We start from the raw sequence: 14,731 nt of genomic DNA on the forward strand, positions 1-14,731 counted from the left end.
CTAAATTTCTCTACTCTGCCTTTATTATAACTTTATTTTCGATAAAATGCGACAATTCTAACTTCTGTTACATCCTATATACTCCATATTTCTTCTAATAAAAAATAAAAAAAGTCTAGCGTAATTACCACTAGACTATCTTTGTTTTAAATATTGGCCGCGAAACACTTGCATCGTTTCGTCTTGATTTAACATCGTTAACTCTTCTTCTGAAAACTTACCATTTCCAACTTTCACTACATACACATTTACTTTTTTCTTACCCCATTGGCTATAAACATCTTTCACCGTATCATAATACAGATCAAGACGGTTTCCTTTTATTGCACCGCCCTTATCAGCTACTACACCATACCCATAACCCGGTACGAATAGAATCGTTCCAATTGGGAATACGCGTAAATCCGCAGCGATCGTGGAATATAAATCCCTTTTCACCTTAACACCTGAATATGTAATACCATACTCCGGATGTCCCGGGCTCTTACCGGTTGACTCTATGCCTGATGTATAACCTGTTGCAGTCATTTCAATTGAACGATATTTAGACCAGTCGTTTGCCTGTTCTAAAGCATTTATCACTTCTTTACTCGGAGCAACATTTCTCTTAACTTCTGCTGCATGTACTTCTTTTGCACTCGTTCCCTCATATTTCTTTACAATCTCTAATAAAGAAACTCCTGTGAAAGCATTCCATGTTACGCATAATGCGGATACAAGTAAACAAGTCATCATAATGCGAATACAATATCGTTTTAACATTTTTATATTCCACACTCCTTCATCGTTAATCATTCCCTATACAATGAAGGAATATGCAAAAAAATAATCTCCAAATGAATTGGAGATTAAAACATTTGATATCCGCTTTTCCGAAGTTTCTTAATCACGATTCCTGCTAAAGCAGCACCTACTAACCCAGTAGATAAAATAAACACATCTGCTTGTCCTAAATGCGATACACTTGTCCCAAATGAAGAAAATGTTTCTTTTGGCTTTGAAAAATAATCCCACACACTCGCCTTATTAATAATAAGCATACAAACAATCGGATACACAATAACCATTACCCATGTCGCTCGCAATATCATGTTGAGTAAAAATCCAATTCCAAAAAACAAAATAAAAAATAACATCATTGAAATAAGCAGTACCGGTATACTCACTCTTTCTCCCTCTCCTTCTCATGCGCCGTAAATACGTGGTAAGCCGTATAACCAAATTGTTCTCCTGGATTTAATGTTTTGTCCATTTCAAGATGGAATTCTGATTTTCTTTCTAACAAATATTTAATAAGTACAGACGTATTTGGATCGTCTGCAATCGTATCTGGATGTAGAAACGCTACTTCAGACAATTCCTTCTCCTGTACAATAATATTTTCCCCTTCAGGTTCCAAAAGGAAAATAATCATATTATCACTAATTTCATTGCGAATCACGCCCGATCGAACGCCAATAATTCCCTTCACATGAGCGACAATACCTGTCTCTTCTAACACTTCACGTTTCACAGCTTCATCAACCGTCTCACCTTCATTTACAAAACCAGCCGGCAAAGACCATTTCCCCTTTAATCCACTGTATTTCTTCTTAACGAATAGCCACCTGCCATCTTTTGTAGCTACTAGGCCACTAACAGCTAACCATACTTTCCCGCGCTTCCCCATGATGCAACCTCCTCTACTAGAGAGAACAGAATATTCTTTCTTTTTTATATATTATACTATATTTTTAAGTACACTGTGACTTTTCCTTTCTTAGAATAATGCCCCATTGCCACCAACTTAAAAAATTGGCATTTCCCTATATCGAAAAAAATGAGCCGAATTATTATAAATAACTCTGGAAAGATAAAATTTTCATTTTGGGGATACTTCAAAATATCAGCCTGATGGACATAGGTATCACCACATGTCCATGGATTAAAGAAAAAGCATATTATTAAACTGTGCCCTACTCTTTGGGTCGGAAGAGGTGCTATAGATGAATATAAAGGCATATAGGGCTCAACTGTTTTCTTGGTCTAAGGAGTCCAAGGTAGAAATAGTAGAACTCATTTCCGCTGGCATAGGTATGGCCGGACCTGTTCTGTTCGCCACATTTCTAGGCTATCCCGCTCTTGGTTTTGCTGCATCGGTCGGAAGTTTGGCAGTCAGTAGCGTGAAAGTCGGTTCAAGTTTTATAAATCACGGGGAAAAGTTGGCGTCAGCGCTCATATCAGTAGCACTCGCTGCAATTGCTGCTGGTCTCTCTTTCGGACAAGGCTACCTGACATTCGGAGTCTTGACCCTGCTGGTAATCCTTGCTACGTTAATTGGCGGATATAGTCGGGCTTTGGCCGTGGCAACAACACGCTTTGTCATATTCCTGATCATCATCCTCAATATGTTAGACCAGACGGAGTACCCGATGGCACTAATTTTTTCAATCTTAGCAGGAGCGATTTGGACCATCAGTATCAGCTTGGTACTAGGCATCTGGGTACACCGCTGTTTTAAATCATCGCTGGATGGAGCTATGAAAGGGCCAACATCGAAAAAAATCATTCTATGGTGGAATTCTCTTGCACACCTATCCAGTTGGCAATTCCCAATCAGGCTCGCATTATGTCTAGTTATAGCTGAGGGATTACGAATACTTTGGCCCGAGCACCACTTCTATTGGATTGCAATTACTGTAGCGATCCTTACTCAGCGGAAAATAGAATTCTTTCCAATCAAAACAACACAACGAGTGCTTGGTACAATAATCGGCGTGATTGTTGCGAGCTTGCTTCTCGCAACTAGTCTACCAATTTGGGGATTAGTTATAAGTATCGGTCTATTCGCAAGTGTTCGACCTCTTCTAAAGGTTCGAAATTACCTTGTATACTCTGCAACCATGATTCCGCTCATTATTTTGATCATGGAAGCCGGCAAGCCGTTCCAGTCTATCATTCTGTTCGACCGTGTATTTGCAACCCTTATCGGTGCAGTCATCGTGATTGCAGTGAACTTGATATTCAGTAGAGCGCTGGCGAAATCAGTGTAAAGGTGGTTATCTAGCGAAAGATGCTTTCATATTTTTCTCATTTTTTCCAGTTGAACAAAATCCCCTAAAATGAAAAAATACGCTATTCTTTCTGTATGATCCTAAGAAAGAATGGCGTTTTTGTATGTCTATTTCTGTATCTGATAAATGACAATTATTTGTTAAATAACTATATAGAATGGAAGTATGAAGAAAACGAAACAGGGGCCTCACGAATCTGCATTTTCTTTCTTCGGAAACGCAATTATTTTATATTTAATTCCTTTCACTTCCCCCTTTTTCATTACTATATCGAAAACGTGTATTATACAAAAAAAGCAGAAACAGCTCATAGCCGTATCTGCTTTTCTCCACTATATATTAAAATAACTTCAATTTACCTTTTTTAAGAACTAATAAAGGTCCACCTAATAAGAATAGGTAACGGTTATCAATAACTTTCTTCATGAAGGAAGCTTTCCAACCTGTTAACTTTTTGCCCATAACAACGCCCATTGCATCGTCATGACCTAAAGAACATACAGATCCTTTATTGTCGAATGCGAATGTTTTCATTTCGCCTTTGCCACGAACTAACACAGTTAAGTTGTGTGCAATGTTGTAACCTTGTTGAATTGCGATTTGTGCTGTTGGTGGGTATGGACGGTTAATTTCTTCGTTAATGATTAAGGCTGCGTCACCAACCATGAATACATCTTCGTATCCTGGAGCGTGCATGTACTCATCAACTTTTACACGTCCGCGCATTGCTTCAAAGCCAGACTCTTCCACAATACCGTTACCACGAACACCTGCAGCCCAAACTACTGTTTCAGACTTAATTAATTCAGTATCATCACCATTTGCAACGATAATACCTTCTTCAGTTCCTTCTTTAATTGCTGTACCGATGCGGAATTCTACGCCTTTTTTCTCAAGTTGTTTTACAGCGTATTCTACTAATGCTGGATCGAAACCTGGAAGTGCTGTTGGAGCAGCTTCAACGCAAATAATACGTGCTTTTTCACGTGGTACATTGTACTGTTTGCAAAGTTCAGGAACACGGTTTGCAAGCTCACCTACGTATTCGATACCAGTAAATCCAGCACCACCAACAACGATTGTTACTAACTCATCGCGTTGTTCAGTTGCATATTTAGCGAAACTAGCTTCCATATGCTCACGAATTTGACGAGTTGCATTAATGTTAGCGATTGAGAATGCATGCTCTTTTAATCCTGTAATTCCGAATGTTTCTGATTCGAAACCAAGACCGATTACTAAGTAGTCATACTCTAACTCGCCGTCTTTTAAGATAATGCGTTTTTCAGCAGCTTTAATTTCTACTACTGTATCTTGTACAAAGTTCACTTTATTTGTATCGATAACGTCTTGAATATCTAGACAGATTTTTTCATCTTGTAATGTACCAGCTGCGCTCTCATGTAACCAAGTCGCTTGGTAGTGATAGCTGTTGTTGTTTACTAACGTAATTTCAGCTTCATTTACAGATAATGCTTTTTGCAGACGAACAGTCGTAATCATCCCGCCATAACCTGCACCTAAAACTACGATTTTTGGAGTCTTCACCAAATCACAACCCTTTTCTTTATATAATAGTAATGAAAAATAATACCAAGTACTAAAAACTCTATTTGTCAAGAATGTGGAATTTATCACATTCTATATCATAACAACACGCATTCAAAAAATCGTACGAAATTTGTCATAGAAATTTAACATAATACTTCCCTATATTAGTCGGTTTTATTCCAGAATTCAAGCACCTAGCGAATTATCAATATTTTAAAATAACATAGCGTTTTCAAGGGTTTTTCAGCCTTTTTTTCATGTATTTTCCTTTCCCTGTATTTTATACAATTAAAAAAGCATCTATGCGAAAACTTACACACAATTCAGTCGTTTTCAGAAGTATTATAAACTTAAATATGCTATCATTTATTTGAAAGTGTCATCATTTGCAGGATTTTCATGTACATATGAACAATATATGAAATCAATATTAAAATTCCATCATCTATAGGGGGAATGAAAATGACAGAAAATCAAAAGGTTTACGACATAACAATTATTGGTGGTGGCCCAACAGGACTATTCACCGCATTTTATGGCGGAATGAGACAGGCAAGTGTAAAAATTATTGAAAGCTTACCTCAACTTGGGGGGCAATTATCTGCGCTATATCCTGAGAAATACATTTATGATGTAGCTGGATTCCCGAAAGTACGCGCACAAGAGTTAGTTGATAACTTAAAAGAGCAAATGAAGAAATTTGATCCAACCGTTTGCTTAGAGGAAGCTGTTGATACTCTTGAAAAACAGGCTGACGGTATATTTAAGCTTGTTACAAATAAACAAACCCACTACTCTAAATCTGTCATTATTACTGCTGGTAATGGTGCTTTCCAACCACGCCGCTTAGAATTAGAAGGCACAGCAAAATACGAAAAGAAAAACTTACATTATTTCGTTGATGATATGAATAAATTTGCTGGAAAACGTGTCGTTGTATTCGGCGGCGGTGACTCAGCAGTAGACTGGACGATGATGTTAGAACCGATTGCAGACAAAGTTACAATCGTTCATCGCCGTGATAAATTCCGTGCACATGAACATAGCGTAGAAAGCTTACTGAATTCCCGTGCAGAAGTAAGCACACCGTATGTTCCAGTTGAGCTCATCGGTGATGACACGATTGAACAAGTTGTTCTTCAACACGTAAAAACAGAAGAAAAAGTTATCATTGATGTTGATGACGTAATCGTAAATTACGGCTTCGTGTCTTCGCTTGGTCCAATTAAAAACTGGGGCTTAGATATTCAAAAGAACAGCATCCTCGTGAATTCAAAAATGGAAACAAATATTCCTGGCATTTATGCTGCCGGTGACATTTGTACATATGAAGGAAAAGTAAAACTCATTGCTTGCGGCTTTGGTGAAGCACCGACAGCAGTAAATAATGCAAAAGCTTACTTCGATCCAAACGCAAAACTCCAACCAATGCATAGCTCAAGTATGTTTTAATATAGAAATGAAAAGAACTCCTTTTACATGAAAGGAGTTCTTTTCATTTAAAGATTCCTAATCGAAATTCCTCTTTTTCCTAAATAAAATACATTTCAACTTAATAAAAAACACTACTCCCTTCCAAAATATGTTATAATAAAAACAGAACGTACGTTCCGTCCAATAAAGGGAGGTTTTATTAATGAAAGAACCGATTATCGTAACAAAAGAAGCTTTCCAAGCAATCGGCGTCTCTATTACGACGACAAACGAAAAAGAGGCATCTACTGAAGGAGAAATTCCAAAGCTTTGGAATCGCTACTTCCAAGAACAAATTATGCATCAAATTCCAAATCAACAAACAAAAGAAACATTCGCCTTCTATTCAAACTACGAATCGGATGAAACCGGTATATATCAATTTACTATTGGCATGCCCGTTTCTTCACTGGAAGACGTTCCTGAAAATATGACAGCTATAACAATACCTGCCACAACGTATGCAGTATTTACAACGAGAAAAGGCCCTGTGTCTGAAGTCGTGTGCGAGGCTTGGGAATATATTTGGCAATGGTCGAAAGAAAACAAACGCGCTTTTACAACAGATTTCGAACTGTATGATGAAAAAGCAACGGATCCAAATAACGTACAATTAGATATTTATATTGCTTTAGCTTAAAAAAAGATGCCCTTCGGCATCTTTTTTGTCGTTAAATAGCCACTGTGCAAATCCAACATTATTGTCTACAATGAGAAAGTGCAGTATAGAAATATTAGAAAGTGTATAAAGTGAAACTATACTCAGTGGGGGTTTTGTTCATCCCCCCACTGAGTATCAGCCCTCACCAATCGGGCGTTTACGGGCAGTTGGTCTCCCACCTAACTTCTTTGCTCGAGCCAAATTTTGAGGTGGGAGCTTTACTGCCCGTTAACGCGGGATAAAACGATTGTTAACAGGTTTTTTAGTTTAAATTTGTCACATAGAAAGGAAGCAATATGGAGGAACTACAACAAAATAAATCTGCTTTAGAGGGACGCGGAAAACCGTTATTAAAAAATACGAATTTCCTTTTTCTTTGGGCAGCTACTCTTTTTTCAAGTTTTGCTTTAGCCTTTTTTACTTTTTCACAAACGTGGTACATAGCAAAAACATTAAACCTTGAAGCTTCACTCGGTGTTGTTTTCGTAGCTCTTAGTGTTCCAAGGCTTATTTTTATGATTATTGGCGGCGCTGTAGCTGATAAATTCCCGAAAAAAAACATTATGTTTTATTCTAATATTATTCGTGCTATTCTCGTCGCAACCATTCTTACATGGTTCATCGTAGGTGATGTAACACTATATACATTTGCTTTATTTGCTTTATTCTTTGGACTTGCTGATGCTTTTTTCTGGTCAGCTGATGGATCTATCTTACCTGAACTTGTAGAAAAAAGCCGTTTAACACAAGCAAACTCACTTACACAAATGACAAACCAAGCATCGGTCATCTTAGGCCCTGTACTTGGCGGAATTCTTATCAAATTTACGAACTATGAAACGATTTTTTCAATCACGATTTTATTACTGATCGTCGCAGCCATACTCGTTCAAAAAATACAATTTACGATGCCAGAGCAGCAAAATACAGACAAAGGCATGTTCACTTCTATTAAAGAAGGAATTTTATACGTAAAGGAATCACCATTCCTTTCAACTTTCCTTCTTTGTAGCGCCTTTTTAAACTTATTTTTAATTGGTCCGATGCAAGTCGGTTTCCCGCTTTTCGTTAAAAATGTTTTGCACGGCGACTCACTCCAGTTCAGTTACTTAGAAGCATCTGTAGGAGGCGGAATGGCAATAGGCGCGGTCATTGTCGGATTAAAAAATATTAATCGTAGACGCGGCCTATTTTGCATTATCATGATGCTACTGTCTGGTGTCTTCTTCTTATCCATCAACTTTAGCACCGTACTTTGGCAAGCATTATTAGCTGGCATGTTTTACGGTATTACGATTGCAATGGCTATCGTTCCGCTTATGGCGATGATTCAATCGACAGTAAAAGAAGAAATGATGGGACGCGTAATGAGTTTACTTATGCTATCATCAATGGGCTTTATTCCGCTCTCTTATGCATTCACATCTATTGCGCTTGCAATAGGAATTCCAATCGTAACCGTTATGAAAAGTGGTGCAATCGCGGTTATTGTCTTCGTACTATTTGTAGCGATTCGTGTGCCAGTCGTAAGAAAGTTCGATTAGCTAATTAGAGTCATGTACTATACGCATGGCTCTTTTTCAAATGGATCAAACAGCGATATCCCCTTACTTCTCCTTGATGCAGCTCCCCACTCTAATCCAACCTCTAAAAATAAATCCCGCACTGTACTATTTATAAGACTGATTATATCAGGGGCGAAATAAATAGGAAAACCAAATGTTTGGCTACGCCAAACCGAAATTCATCTCCCACACGCCACTAGACTATCGTCTTTCACACGCCTGAGGAAGGAGACTTCTTTCGGATAATACGTTAAACGCTTCTTTACTTCGAAATTCACTGTGTGGTTTCATTAAATTATATAAGCTTCCCATTTTTATCACCTCATTTATAGGTAAGAGTCAGGAAGAAAAATTGGCGTGATATTTTAAATTTTTTTGGAGGTGACAATATGATCGTAATAAGTGCTTGTTTAGGTGGTATCGCTTGTCGGTATGATGGAAATGACAATCTCGTTTCAAAAATAGAGGAGCTACTGCAGAAAGAAGATACAGTCCTCGTTTGTCCTGAAGTATTAGGAGGATTACCAACGCCTCGTCCTTCAGCTGAAATTATTGGTGGGAATGGCGATGACGTTTTGGATGGAAAAGCGAAGGTGATGACAAAAGACGGAAAGAATGTCACAGAAGCCTTCGTAAATGGTGCTTATAAAGCGTTAGAACAAATTAAAGATTTACATCCAGAGTATATTATTTTAAAAGAACGTAGTCCATCTTGTGGTAGTTCTACGATTTATACTGGAGAATTTAACGGTAATAAACAAACTGGTTACGGGGTAACAACTGCTTTATTTAAAAGACATGGCTTTACAGTCATTTCAGAAGAGGATTTTGAGAACGAAAAAAGGAATTGACCCTGTTCGTCAATTCCTTTTCTATCTGTCTTATTTCACGCCTAATTTTTCTTTCACTTTCGCTGGAAGTTCGTCTTTTTTCACTTCTTCCCAAGCTGTTACACCTTTTTTATCTGAGTGGTATAAGCGTAAGAATGCTTCTTTACGAAGATTTTTCACAGCTGTAAATTCTAACTCTTTTTCTTTACCTTCTTTATCAAATGCAGGTAACTTATATTGATAATCTTTATATGGTTCACCATTACTAGACTTACCATTATACTCTTTTCCATCTACTGTAATTTGAACGTAATACTCGTCTTTACCCATACGGTTAATATCACAACCAACTAACAAACTTGCAAATACAACTAAAATACTAAATAGTGCAATGTATCTTTTCATTTCCTTCACCTCATATGTTTTTTCTTATATTCTTATCTTAAAGCCCAGAGCTTAAAGAAGAAATTCAAAAACATGACATGAACATTACACTTTTGTAAGATAATAATTATTTCTTCACTTTAGAAACCGTCATCCCGTCACCAATTGGAATAAGTACAGATTCTAAACTTGGATGATTCGCTACTACTTCATTAAACTTCTTCATAGCTTCTGTATAACGTTTTGATTTCACACTTTCATCAGCTACACTACCAGCAGCTAGAACATTATCTGTAACAATTAATGCGCCTGGCTTAGCAAGCTGAATGCAGTATGTTAAGTAATTTTCATAATTCTCTTTATCAGCATCGATAAAGAAGAAATCAAATCGCTTATTACCTGCGGCTAATTTTTCAAGACTTAGTAAAGCAGCACCAGTCATATACGACACTTGTTTTCCAAATCCCGCTTTATGTAAATTGCTGTGCGCTACCTTTGCATATTTCTCTTCTAGTTCAAGTGAAGTTAACGTGCCTTCTTCTCCAAAACCTTTCGCAAGACAAATTCCGCTATACCCACCTAATGCACCTATTTCTAAAATATCTTTCGCTCCAGAAATGGAAACTAACATCGTTAAAAGTTTACCCGAAGAAGGTGATACTGATATCGGCGGCATTTCGTTTTCTTTTATGGAAGCAATCACTTCATCCAAAAGAACATCTTGACCACAAAATACAGAATCAATATAACGATTAATTTGTTTCATCAGATGCAGTCCCTTTCTCTAAATCTGCCTTCTCATCTAACATAGACGCTTCTTCCGTTTCACTCTCATGTATTTCAAATAGTTGTGTAAATTCATTAATAACCATATCAATTGCCTTTAATTCCCCGATTAAAATTTGCTGAATAGACTGGAATTCTGGCTTACTTAACTGTTGTTTAATTGTCACTCGTTTTAAATTCATCATTTCTAAAAAGGCAATTGCTCTCCCGCGGCGAAATGTTTTCGGCCCGCGATGATGAGATCCATCTCTCCCCCTATGACGCTCACCACGGTGACGGCCTTCTTTCATAAACTTATCTTCTCTCATTTCAAATCCCCCTTTGTATACAAATGTATACGTTTATTTTGTATTTCAAAGTGTATACGTTTGTATACAAAATGTCAAAATAAAAAACCTTAAGGGAAATGAATTTTATAATTCATCTCTCTTAAGGTTTTTTCTCCGCTATCTCTTTACTGCCAATTTTTCTATGTACCTATTACCGCCAATAACGTCTTTCACGCCAGTTTCGCCACTTATCACGGATTTTATCACGTAATTTCCTTATACCGTTTATTACACCTTCTATTATGCATTCTATTATAATATCTATCACAATGTATCTTATAAACCTAAAAATAGAGCCTATCACGTACTTCACTACAAATTCAAAAATATCTTCCAACATATATCCCCTCCTCTTTCTATCCTTCAATTATACTTGTAAGAAAGAGAACGATTAAAGCAAAATAAAAGACCTCCTTAACGATTTTATTCCATCGCTAAAAAGGTCTTTTTCTATTTCGGCCAAAAATTTAGCACTCTTCTGGCTTACCAGCATTCGAAGCTGTACGGAAAGATGATCCACATCCGCATGATGCGATTGCGTTTGGATTATCGATTGTAAACCCACCGCCAAGCATAGATTGTTTATAATCAACTTTTACTCCTTTAACAATTGGAGCACTTTCTTTATCAATAACAAATTCAACACCGAAAAATTCAAGAACTGTGTCGTCTTCGTTTGGTTCTACTTCAAATCCTAGGCCGTAAGAAAGACCACTACATCCGCCGCCATGTACAGCAAGGCGCACGTACTTCTCTCCATCTTCAGCATCTTTTAACATATCTTTAATTTGAAAAGCTGCTTGTTCTGTTACTTCAATCATGAAATACACCATCCTTTCTGTTCTCGTTCTATTATACATCTTTACGCTTCTATCTTGTACTCATACACTCCGCGGCAAATTACTTCCGCAGGTCCTTTCATTAACACATTCCCTTCTTCTGTCCATGCAATCATTAAATCGCCACCTGCTAAGTGCACTGTAATTTCTTTACCACGTTCCATTTTTCCATTGAGAATCGCCGCAACTACAGCTGCGCATGCTCCTGTCCCGCAAGCTTGCGTTACACCAGATCCACGTTCCCAAACGCGGAAATTCATTTCTTCATCATTCAAAATCTCGATGAACTCAACATTCACTCGCTCCGGGAACATTTCATGCGTCTCAAGAACTGGCCCTAACGTTGTAAGAGGCGCTTTTTCTACATCATCAACAAAAATAACCGCATGTGGATTCCCCATTGAAACAGCTGTAAATGCATAACGGTGATTATTGTATAAGAAGTTTTCACGAATAAATGGTGTTTCTCCTTCACCAAGCATCGGTATCTCTTCGCGTGTTAAACGAGGTGCCCCCATGTCGATTTTCGCTAACGTAACTTTGTCATCTTCTACCGTTACTTCTGCCGTAACGATACCAGCTAACGTTTCAATTGTGAAAACTGTATCTTCTACTAGTTTATGCTCATACGCATATTTCGCTACGCAGCGTAAACCATTTCCACAGCTCTTTCCTTCTGAACCATCGTTATTAAACATACGCATTTTTACTGGTGCCACATCAGAAGGACAAATTAAAATCATTCCATCCGCACCAATACCAGTATTAATATTCGAAACCTTTTCTGCTACAAGAGCTAAATCTTCTTCTCTAATTTGTTCCTCAAACATATTTACATATATATAACTATTGCCAAGACCATGCATTTTTGTAAAAGAAAATTGGCTCATTTTTATTCACTCCAAAAATAATTTATTATTTCAAGTATAAAATGCATGCTTTTAGAACACAATATGAATGTCCCCCGTTTCTCATATTTGACAACGTTTTGGCGATAAGTCATTCTTACACAAATCGTGTAAGAAAAAAGCCCTTCTAAAAGGGCCTTTTTTTATTTATATTCCGTATTATCCTCCCCTGCGAAATAACCTTTTATCTAATGAAAAAGGTGTTGCCGATTCGCAACACCTTAAAACATTGGATTTTCATCCAAATAATCATATACATTATTAACAAGTTCTTCTACTGTCGCACCTTGTACTACTTCACCATTCACAAGGGCAAATGGTCCTTCAAAACAAATACCACAATATCCTAAACAACCATACTCCATTACATCTAAATTCGGATCTTTTTCTAATTTCTCTAAAGCTGCTTGTGAACCACTCGCAAGGTTACCTACACAAAATTCAATTAACGGTTTAATCAAAATTCTCCCCCCTGTACTACAAAACAAATTACCTTCTGACTTCATCTATAAGAAGAAAACTAAGCTGTTTCTTGTTGTTTTCGTTACATTTACTAAACTATTCAATTCCTTCACTATTTCACTTCAAAGAAAATATTCTTATCTATATAAATATATTCACGACACCGCTTTTCGGCCTTCATAATGAAATAGTAACTAGAAAAAGAAAACAGTTTACTTTACTTTTCTTCTTATTGTACAACAGAGTATTCATTCATGCATTGTTATTTGTTCACAAATTCGATATAATTTGATTGAGTAAAGTCAAAATATTTTATTAATATAAAATTTTAGGATTAGGGGATATTTCAACAGAAAAGGGGTAATCCATCATGAAACACCTCGTAATACTAGGTGGTGGCTACGGTGGAATGAGAATTCTGCAGCGGCTACTTCCAAGCAACCAACTTCCAGATGATGTACAAGTGACATTAATCGACAAAGTACCATACCATTGTTTCAAAACTGAATATTATGCATTAGTAGCGGGTACAATTTCAGAAACGCATATTCGCATACCGTTTCCTGAGCACCCACGCCTCAATATTCAATACGGCACAATAACAAATATTGATCTCGAAGAAAAAGCTGTTCATCTTGATGGCGGCGAAGCAGTCCAATATGATGATTTAATTATCGGACTTGGCTGTGAAGATAAATATCATAACGTTCCTGGGGCGAAGGAATATACACACAGTCTACAATCGATTGAACAAACACGTAAGACATATGAACAATTAAATAGTCTAGAACCAAATGCAACAGTTGCTGTCGTTGGTGCTGGCTTAAGTGGCGTTGAAGTAGCGAGTGAACTTCGTGAGAGCCGTTCTGATTTAAAAATCTATTTATTTGATAGAAAAGATAGAATTTTATTCCCATATCCAGAGAAATTAAGTAGATATGTAGAAGAATGGTTTATAAAACATAACGTTACCATTATACGAAACTCTAATATTACCAAAGTCGAACCAAATATTGTGTACAACCACGATGAACCTCTTGAATGTGATGCAATCGTCTGGACAGCTGGTATTCAAGCCAATGAAGTTGTTCGAAACCTTCCGGTTGAACAAGATGGTAGCGGACGGGTTGTTTTAACAAAATATCACAATATTCCAAATGACGAGCACGTTTATGTTGTAGGAGATTGTGCAGCACTTCCACATGCACCATCTGCTCAACTTGCTGAAGGTCAAGGAGAACAAATTGTCCAAATATTATTAAAACGTTGGAACAATGAACCACTCCCTGATGAACTACCTGTTATTAAATTAAAAGGCGTTCTCGGTTCTCTCGGCAAAAAACACGGATTTGGTTTACTAGCAAACCAACCATTAATGGGGCGTGTACCGAGATTATTAAAATCCGGTCTTCTTTGGATGTACAAATATCATAACGGTTAATACTTTAAAGGCTTTCTACTATGTAGACAGCCTTTTTCTATTCATTTTTTTAAAAATAACTTTCTCAATATAGATTCATAAAATCCTTCTATTTCAATATTAAAAATTACAGATTAAAAGTGTATACTATATGTAATAGTTATTTCATTTTATTATTTTCTTTAGGACCGAATACGTTCGGTCTTATTTTTTATGCTATAAGTACTACACGTAATAGGAGACATTTCATTTCACTTATGAACTTAACAAAGCTAAATAATCGAATAGAAGTGAAAAAGAGGGAATTAATCCACCTCGTTGAAAAGTATGGATTTACTCACGATAAAGTCATTTCTCTCAGTCAAGACTTAGATCGTTTACTAAACTTATTAACGAAACTAAATACTTCCGTCTCAAAATGCTCTAATCCTGCAAACAAAGAAAAAAGAGACTCCCTCTGAATAGACTTT

At 36.9% G+C, this 14,731-nt stretch carries 18 protein-coding genes; 7 read left to right on the top strand and 11 right to left on the bottom strand.

The genetic code is table 11. The features are described 5' to 3' along the window. Nucleotides 1–135 precede the first annotated feature (135 nt). From ACP6L7_RS21555 to ACP6L7_RS21565, 3 genes are all read right to left on the bottom strand, one after another. Nucleotides 136–762, bottom strand: a complete 627-nt coding sequence (locus tag ACP6L7_RS21555; RefSeq protein WP_128856461.1) for a 3D domain-containing protein — start codon at nucleotides 760–762, stop codon at nucleotides 136–138. Between the two features lie 86 nt (nucleotides 763–848). Then, entirely contained in the window at nucleotides 849–1,166 is a 318-nt protein-coding gene (locus tag ACP6L7_RS21560) for a YuiB family protein (protein ID WP_000027019.1), read from the bottom strand. Then, a complete protein-coding gene (locus tag ACP6L7_RS21565) occupies nucleotides 1,163–1,669 on the bottom strand; it encodes an NUDIX hydrolase (protein WP_071743944.1) in 507 nt (168 codons plus the stop codon). Before ACP6L7_RS21565 ends, ACP6L7_RS21560 begins: the two co-directional genes overlap by 4 nt. 316 nt (nucleotides 1,670–1,985) lie before the next feature. On the opposite strand from ACP6L7_RS21565, the gene ACP6L7_RS21570 reads away from it, so the two are divergent. After that, nucleotides 1,986–3,032, top strand: a complete 1,047-nt coding sequence (locus ACP6L7_RS21570) for an FUSC family protein (RefSeq protein ID WP_071770898.1) — start codon at nucleotides 1,986–1,988, stop codon at nucleotides 3,030–3,032. Nucleotides 3,033–3,392: 360 nt separating this feature from the next. On the opposite strand, the gene ACP6L7_RS21575 is transcribed toward ACP6L7_RS21570, so the two are convergent. Then, nucleotides 3,393–4,601 carry an NAD(P)/FAD-dependent oxidoreductase gene (locus tag ACP6L7_RS21575; protein ID WP_071770899.1) on the bottom strand — a complete coding sequence of 403 codons (1,209 nt, stop codon included), beginning with the start codon at nucleotides 4,599–4,601 and terminating at the stop codon, nucleotides 3,393–3,395. A 465-nt stretch (nucleotides 4,602–5,066) separates the two neighbouring features. Here ACP6L7_RS21575 and ACP6L7_RS21580 point away from each other — a divergent pair, with 465 nt between their 5' ends. From ACP6L7_RS21580 to ACP6L7_RS21595, 4 genes are all read left to right on the top strand, one after another. Continuing rightward, the gene (locus tag ACP6L7_RS21580) at nucleotides 5,067–6,056 is read left to right on the top strand and encodes an NAD(P)/FAD-dependent oxidoreductase (RefSeq protein ID WP_128856434.1); all 990 of its coding nucleotides are present in this window, start codon (nucleotides 5,067–5,069) and stop codon (nucleotides 6,054–6,056) included. 184 nt (nucleotides 6,057–6,240) lie between these two features. Continuing rightward, nucleotides 6,241–6,717, top strand: coding sequence for a GyrI-like domain-containing protein (locus tag ACP6L7_RS21585; RefSeq protein WP_097832225.1), 477 nt, complete (start codon nucleotides 6,241–6,243; stop codon nucleotides 6,715–6,717). Between the two features lie 317 nt (nucleotides 6,718–7,034). Beyond that, nucleotides 7,035–8,282 carry an MFS transporter gene (locus tag ACP6L7_RS21590; protein ID WP_097832224.1) on the top strand — a complete coding sequence of 416 codons (1,248 nt, stop codon included), beginning with the start codon at nucleotides 7,035–7,037 and terminating at the stop codon, nucleotides 8,280–8,282. 410 nt (nucleotides 8,283–8,692) lie between these two features. After that, nucleotides 8,693–9,154 carry a 2-thiouracil desulfurase family protein gene (locus tag ACP6L7_RS21595; RefSeq protein ID WP_097832223.1) on the top strand — a complete coding sequence of 154 codons (462 nt, stop codon included), beginning with the start codon at nucleotides 8,693–8,695 and terminating at the stop codon, nucleotides 9,152–9,154. 30 nt (nucleotides 9,155–9,184) lie between these two features. Here ACP6L7_RS21595 and ACP6L7_RS21600 read toward each other — a convergent pair whose 3' ends face one another. The 7 genes from ACP6L7_RS21600 to ACP6L7_RS21630 all read right to left on the bottom strand — a co-directional run bounded on the left by ACP6L7_RS21600 (nucleotide 9,185) and on the right by ACP6L7_RS21630 (nucleotide 12,840). Then, nucleotides 9,185–9,538 (bottom strand): YxeA family protein, encoded by a 354-nt coding sequence (locus tag ACP6L7_RS21600; RefSeq protein WP_097832222.1) that lies wholly within the window; start codon nucleotides 9,536–9,538, stop codon nucleotides 9,185–9,187. 106 nt (nucleotides 9,539–9,644) lie between these two features. Next, complete coding sequence (locus tag ACP6L7_RS21605) at nucleotides 9,645–10,283, bottom strand: O-methyltransferase (protein ID WP_264448381.1); 639 nt, start codon at nucleotides 10,281–10,283, stop codon at nucleotides 9,645–9,647. Beyond that, nucleotides 10,270–10,611: a hypothetical protein gene (locus ACP6L7_RS21610; RefSeq protein ID WP_097832220.1), complete on the bottom strand. Its 342-nt coding sequence runs from the start codon at nucleotides 10,609–10,611 to the stop codon at nucleotides 10,270–10,272. Before ACP6L7_RS21610 ends, ACP6L7_RS21605 begins: the two co-directional genes overlap by 14 nt. A 172-nt stretch (nucleotides 10,612–10,783) precedes the next feature. Further along, a complete protein-coding gene (locus tag ACP6L7_RS21615; RefSeq protein WP_097832219.1) occupies nucleotides 10,784–10,972 on the bottom strand; it encodes a hypothetical protein in 189 nt (62 codons plus the stop codon). Between the two features lie 127 nt (nucleotides 10,973–11,099). After that, the gene (locus tag ACP6L7_RS21620) at nucleotides 11,100–11,453 is read right to left on the bottom strand and encodes a HesB/IscA family protein (RefSeq protein ID WP_097832218.1); all 354 of its coding nucleotides are present in this window, start codon (nucleotides 11,451–11,453) and stop codon (nucleotides 11,100–11,102) included. 41 nt (nucleotides 11,454–11,494) lie between these two features. Next, nucleotides 11,495–12,361, bottom strand: a complete 867-nt coding sequence (gene dapF / locus ACP6L7_RS21625) for a diaminopimelate epimerase (protein WP_097832217.1) — start codon at nucleotides 12,359–12,361, stop codon at nucleotides 11,495–11,497. Between the two features lie 239 nt (nucleotides 12,362–12,600). After that, a complete protein-coding gene (locus tag ACP6L7_RS21630; RefSeq protein WP_000595025.1) occupies nucleotides 12,601–12,840 on the bottom strand; it encodes a YuzB family protein in 240 nt (79 codons plus the stop codon). A gap of 371 nt (nucleotides 12,841–13,211) precedes the next feature. Here ACP6L7_RS21630 and ACP6L7_RS21635 point away from each other — a divergent pair, with 371 nt between their 5' ends. Together ACP6L7_RS21635 and ACP6L7_RS21640 are read left to right on the top strand one after the other, a co-directional pair. Further along, nucleotides 13,212–14,282 carry an NAD(P)/FAD-dependent oxidoreductase gene (locus ACP6L7_RS21635; RefSeq protein WP_097832216.1) on the top strand — a complete coding sequence of 357 codons (1,071 nt, stop codon included), beginning with the start codon at nucleotides 13,212–13,214 and terminating at the stop codon, nucleotides 14,280–14,282. Nucleotides 14,283–14,518: 236 nt separating this feature from the next. Continuing rightward, nucleotides 14,519–14,722 carry an aspartyl-phosphate phosphatase Spo0E family protein gene (locus ACP6L7_RS21640; RefSeq protein WP_097832215.1) on the top strand — a complete coding sequence of 68 codons (204 nt, stop codon included), beginning with the start codon at nucleotides 14,519–14,521 and terminating at the stop codon, nucleotides 14,720–14,722. Nucleotides 14,723–14,731: the final 9 nt, after the last annotated feature.

Origin of the sequence: Bacillus silvicola (assembly GCF_050524305.1) — a bacterium.
GTDB lineage: Bacteria > Bacillota > Bacilli > Bacillales > Bacillaceae_G > Bacillus_A > Bacillus_A cereus_AT.

What these genes read in the sequence shown, in the direction of transcription:
- ACP6L7_RS21635 (WP_097832216.1), top strand. Translation starts at nt 13,212, where the DNA reads ATGAAACACCTCGTAATACTAGGTGGTGGCTACGGTGGAATGAGAATT.
- ACP6L7_RS21605 (WP_264448381.1), bottom strand. Translation starts at nt 10,283, where the DNA reads ATGAAACAAATTAATCGTTATATTGATTCTGTATTTTGTGGTCAAGAT.
- ACP6L7_RS21555 (WP_128856461.1), bottom strand. Translation starts at nt 762, where the DNA reads ATGTTAAAACGATATTGTATTCGCATTATGATGACTTGTTTACTTGTA.
- ACP6L7_RS21570 (WP_071770898.1), top strand. Translation starts at nt 1,986, where the DNA reads ATGAATATAAAGGCATATAGGGCTCAACTGTTTTCTTGGTCTAAGGAG.
- ACP6L7_RS21595 (WP_097832223.1), top strand. Translation starts at nt 8,693, where the DNA reads ATGATCGTAATAAGTGCTTGTTTAGGTGGTATCGCTTGTCGGTATGAT.
- ACP6L7_RS21565 (WP_071743944.1), bottom strand. Translation starts at nt 1,669, where the DNA reads ATGGGGAAGCGCGGGAAAGTATGGTTAGCTGTTAGTGGCCTAGTAGCT.
- ACP6L7_RS21640 (WP_097832215.1), top strand. Translation starts at nt 14,519, where the DNA reads ATGAACTTAACAAAGCTAAATAATCGAATAGAAGTGAAAAAGAGGGAA.
- ACP6L7_RS21620 (WP_097832218.1), bottom strand. Translation starts at nt 11,453, where the DNA reads ATGATTGAAGTAACAGAACAAGCAGCTTTTCAAATTAAAGATATGTTA.
- ACP6L7_RS21590 (WP_097832224.1), top strand. Translation starts at nt 7,035, where the DNA reads ATGGAGGAACTACAACAAAATAAATCTGCTTTAGAGGGACGCGGAAAA.
- ACP6L7_RS21585 (WP_097832225.1), top strand. Translation starts at nt 6,241, where the DNA reads ATGAAAGAACCGATTATCGTAACAAAAGAAGCTTTCCAAGCAATCGGC.
- ACP6L7_RS21615 (WP_097832219.1), bottom strand. Translation starts at nt 10,972, where the DNA reads ATGTTGGAAGATATTTTTGAATTTGTAGTGAAGTACGTGATAGGCTCT.
- ACP6L7_RS21600 (WP_097832222.1), bottom strand. Translation starts at nt 9,538, where the DNA reads ATGAAAAGATACATTGCACTATTTAGTATTTTAGTTGTATTTGCAAGT.
- ACP6L7_RS21580 (WP_128856434.1), top strand. Translation starts at nt 5,067, where the DNA reads ATGACAGAAAATCAAAAGGTTTACGACATAACAATTATTGGTGGTGGC.
- dapF (WP_097832217.1), bottom strand. Translation starts at nt 12,361, where the DNA reads ATGAGCCAATTTTCTTTTACAAAAATGCATGGTCTTGGCAATAGTTAT.
- ACP6L7_RS21610 (WP_097832220.1), bottom strand. Translation starts at nt 10,611, where the DNA reads ATGAGAGAAGATAAGTTTATGAAAGAAGGCCGTCACCGTGGTGAGCGT.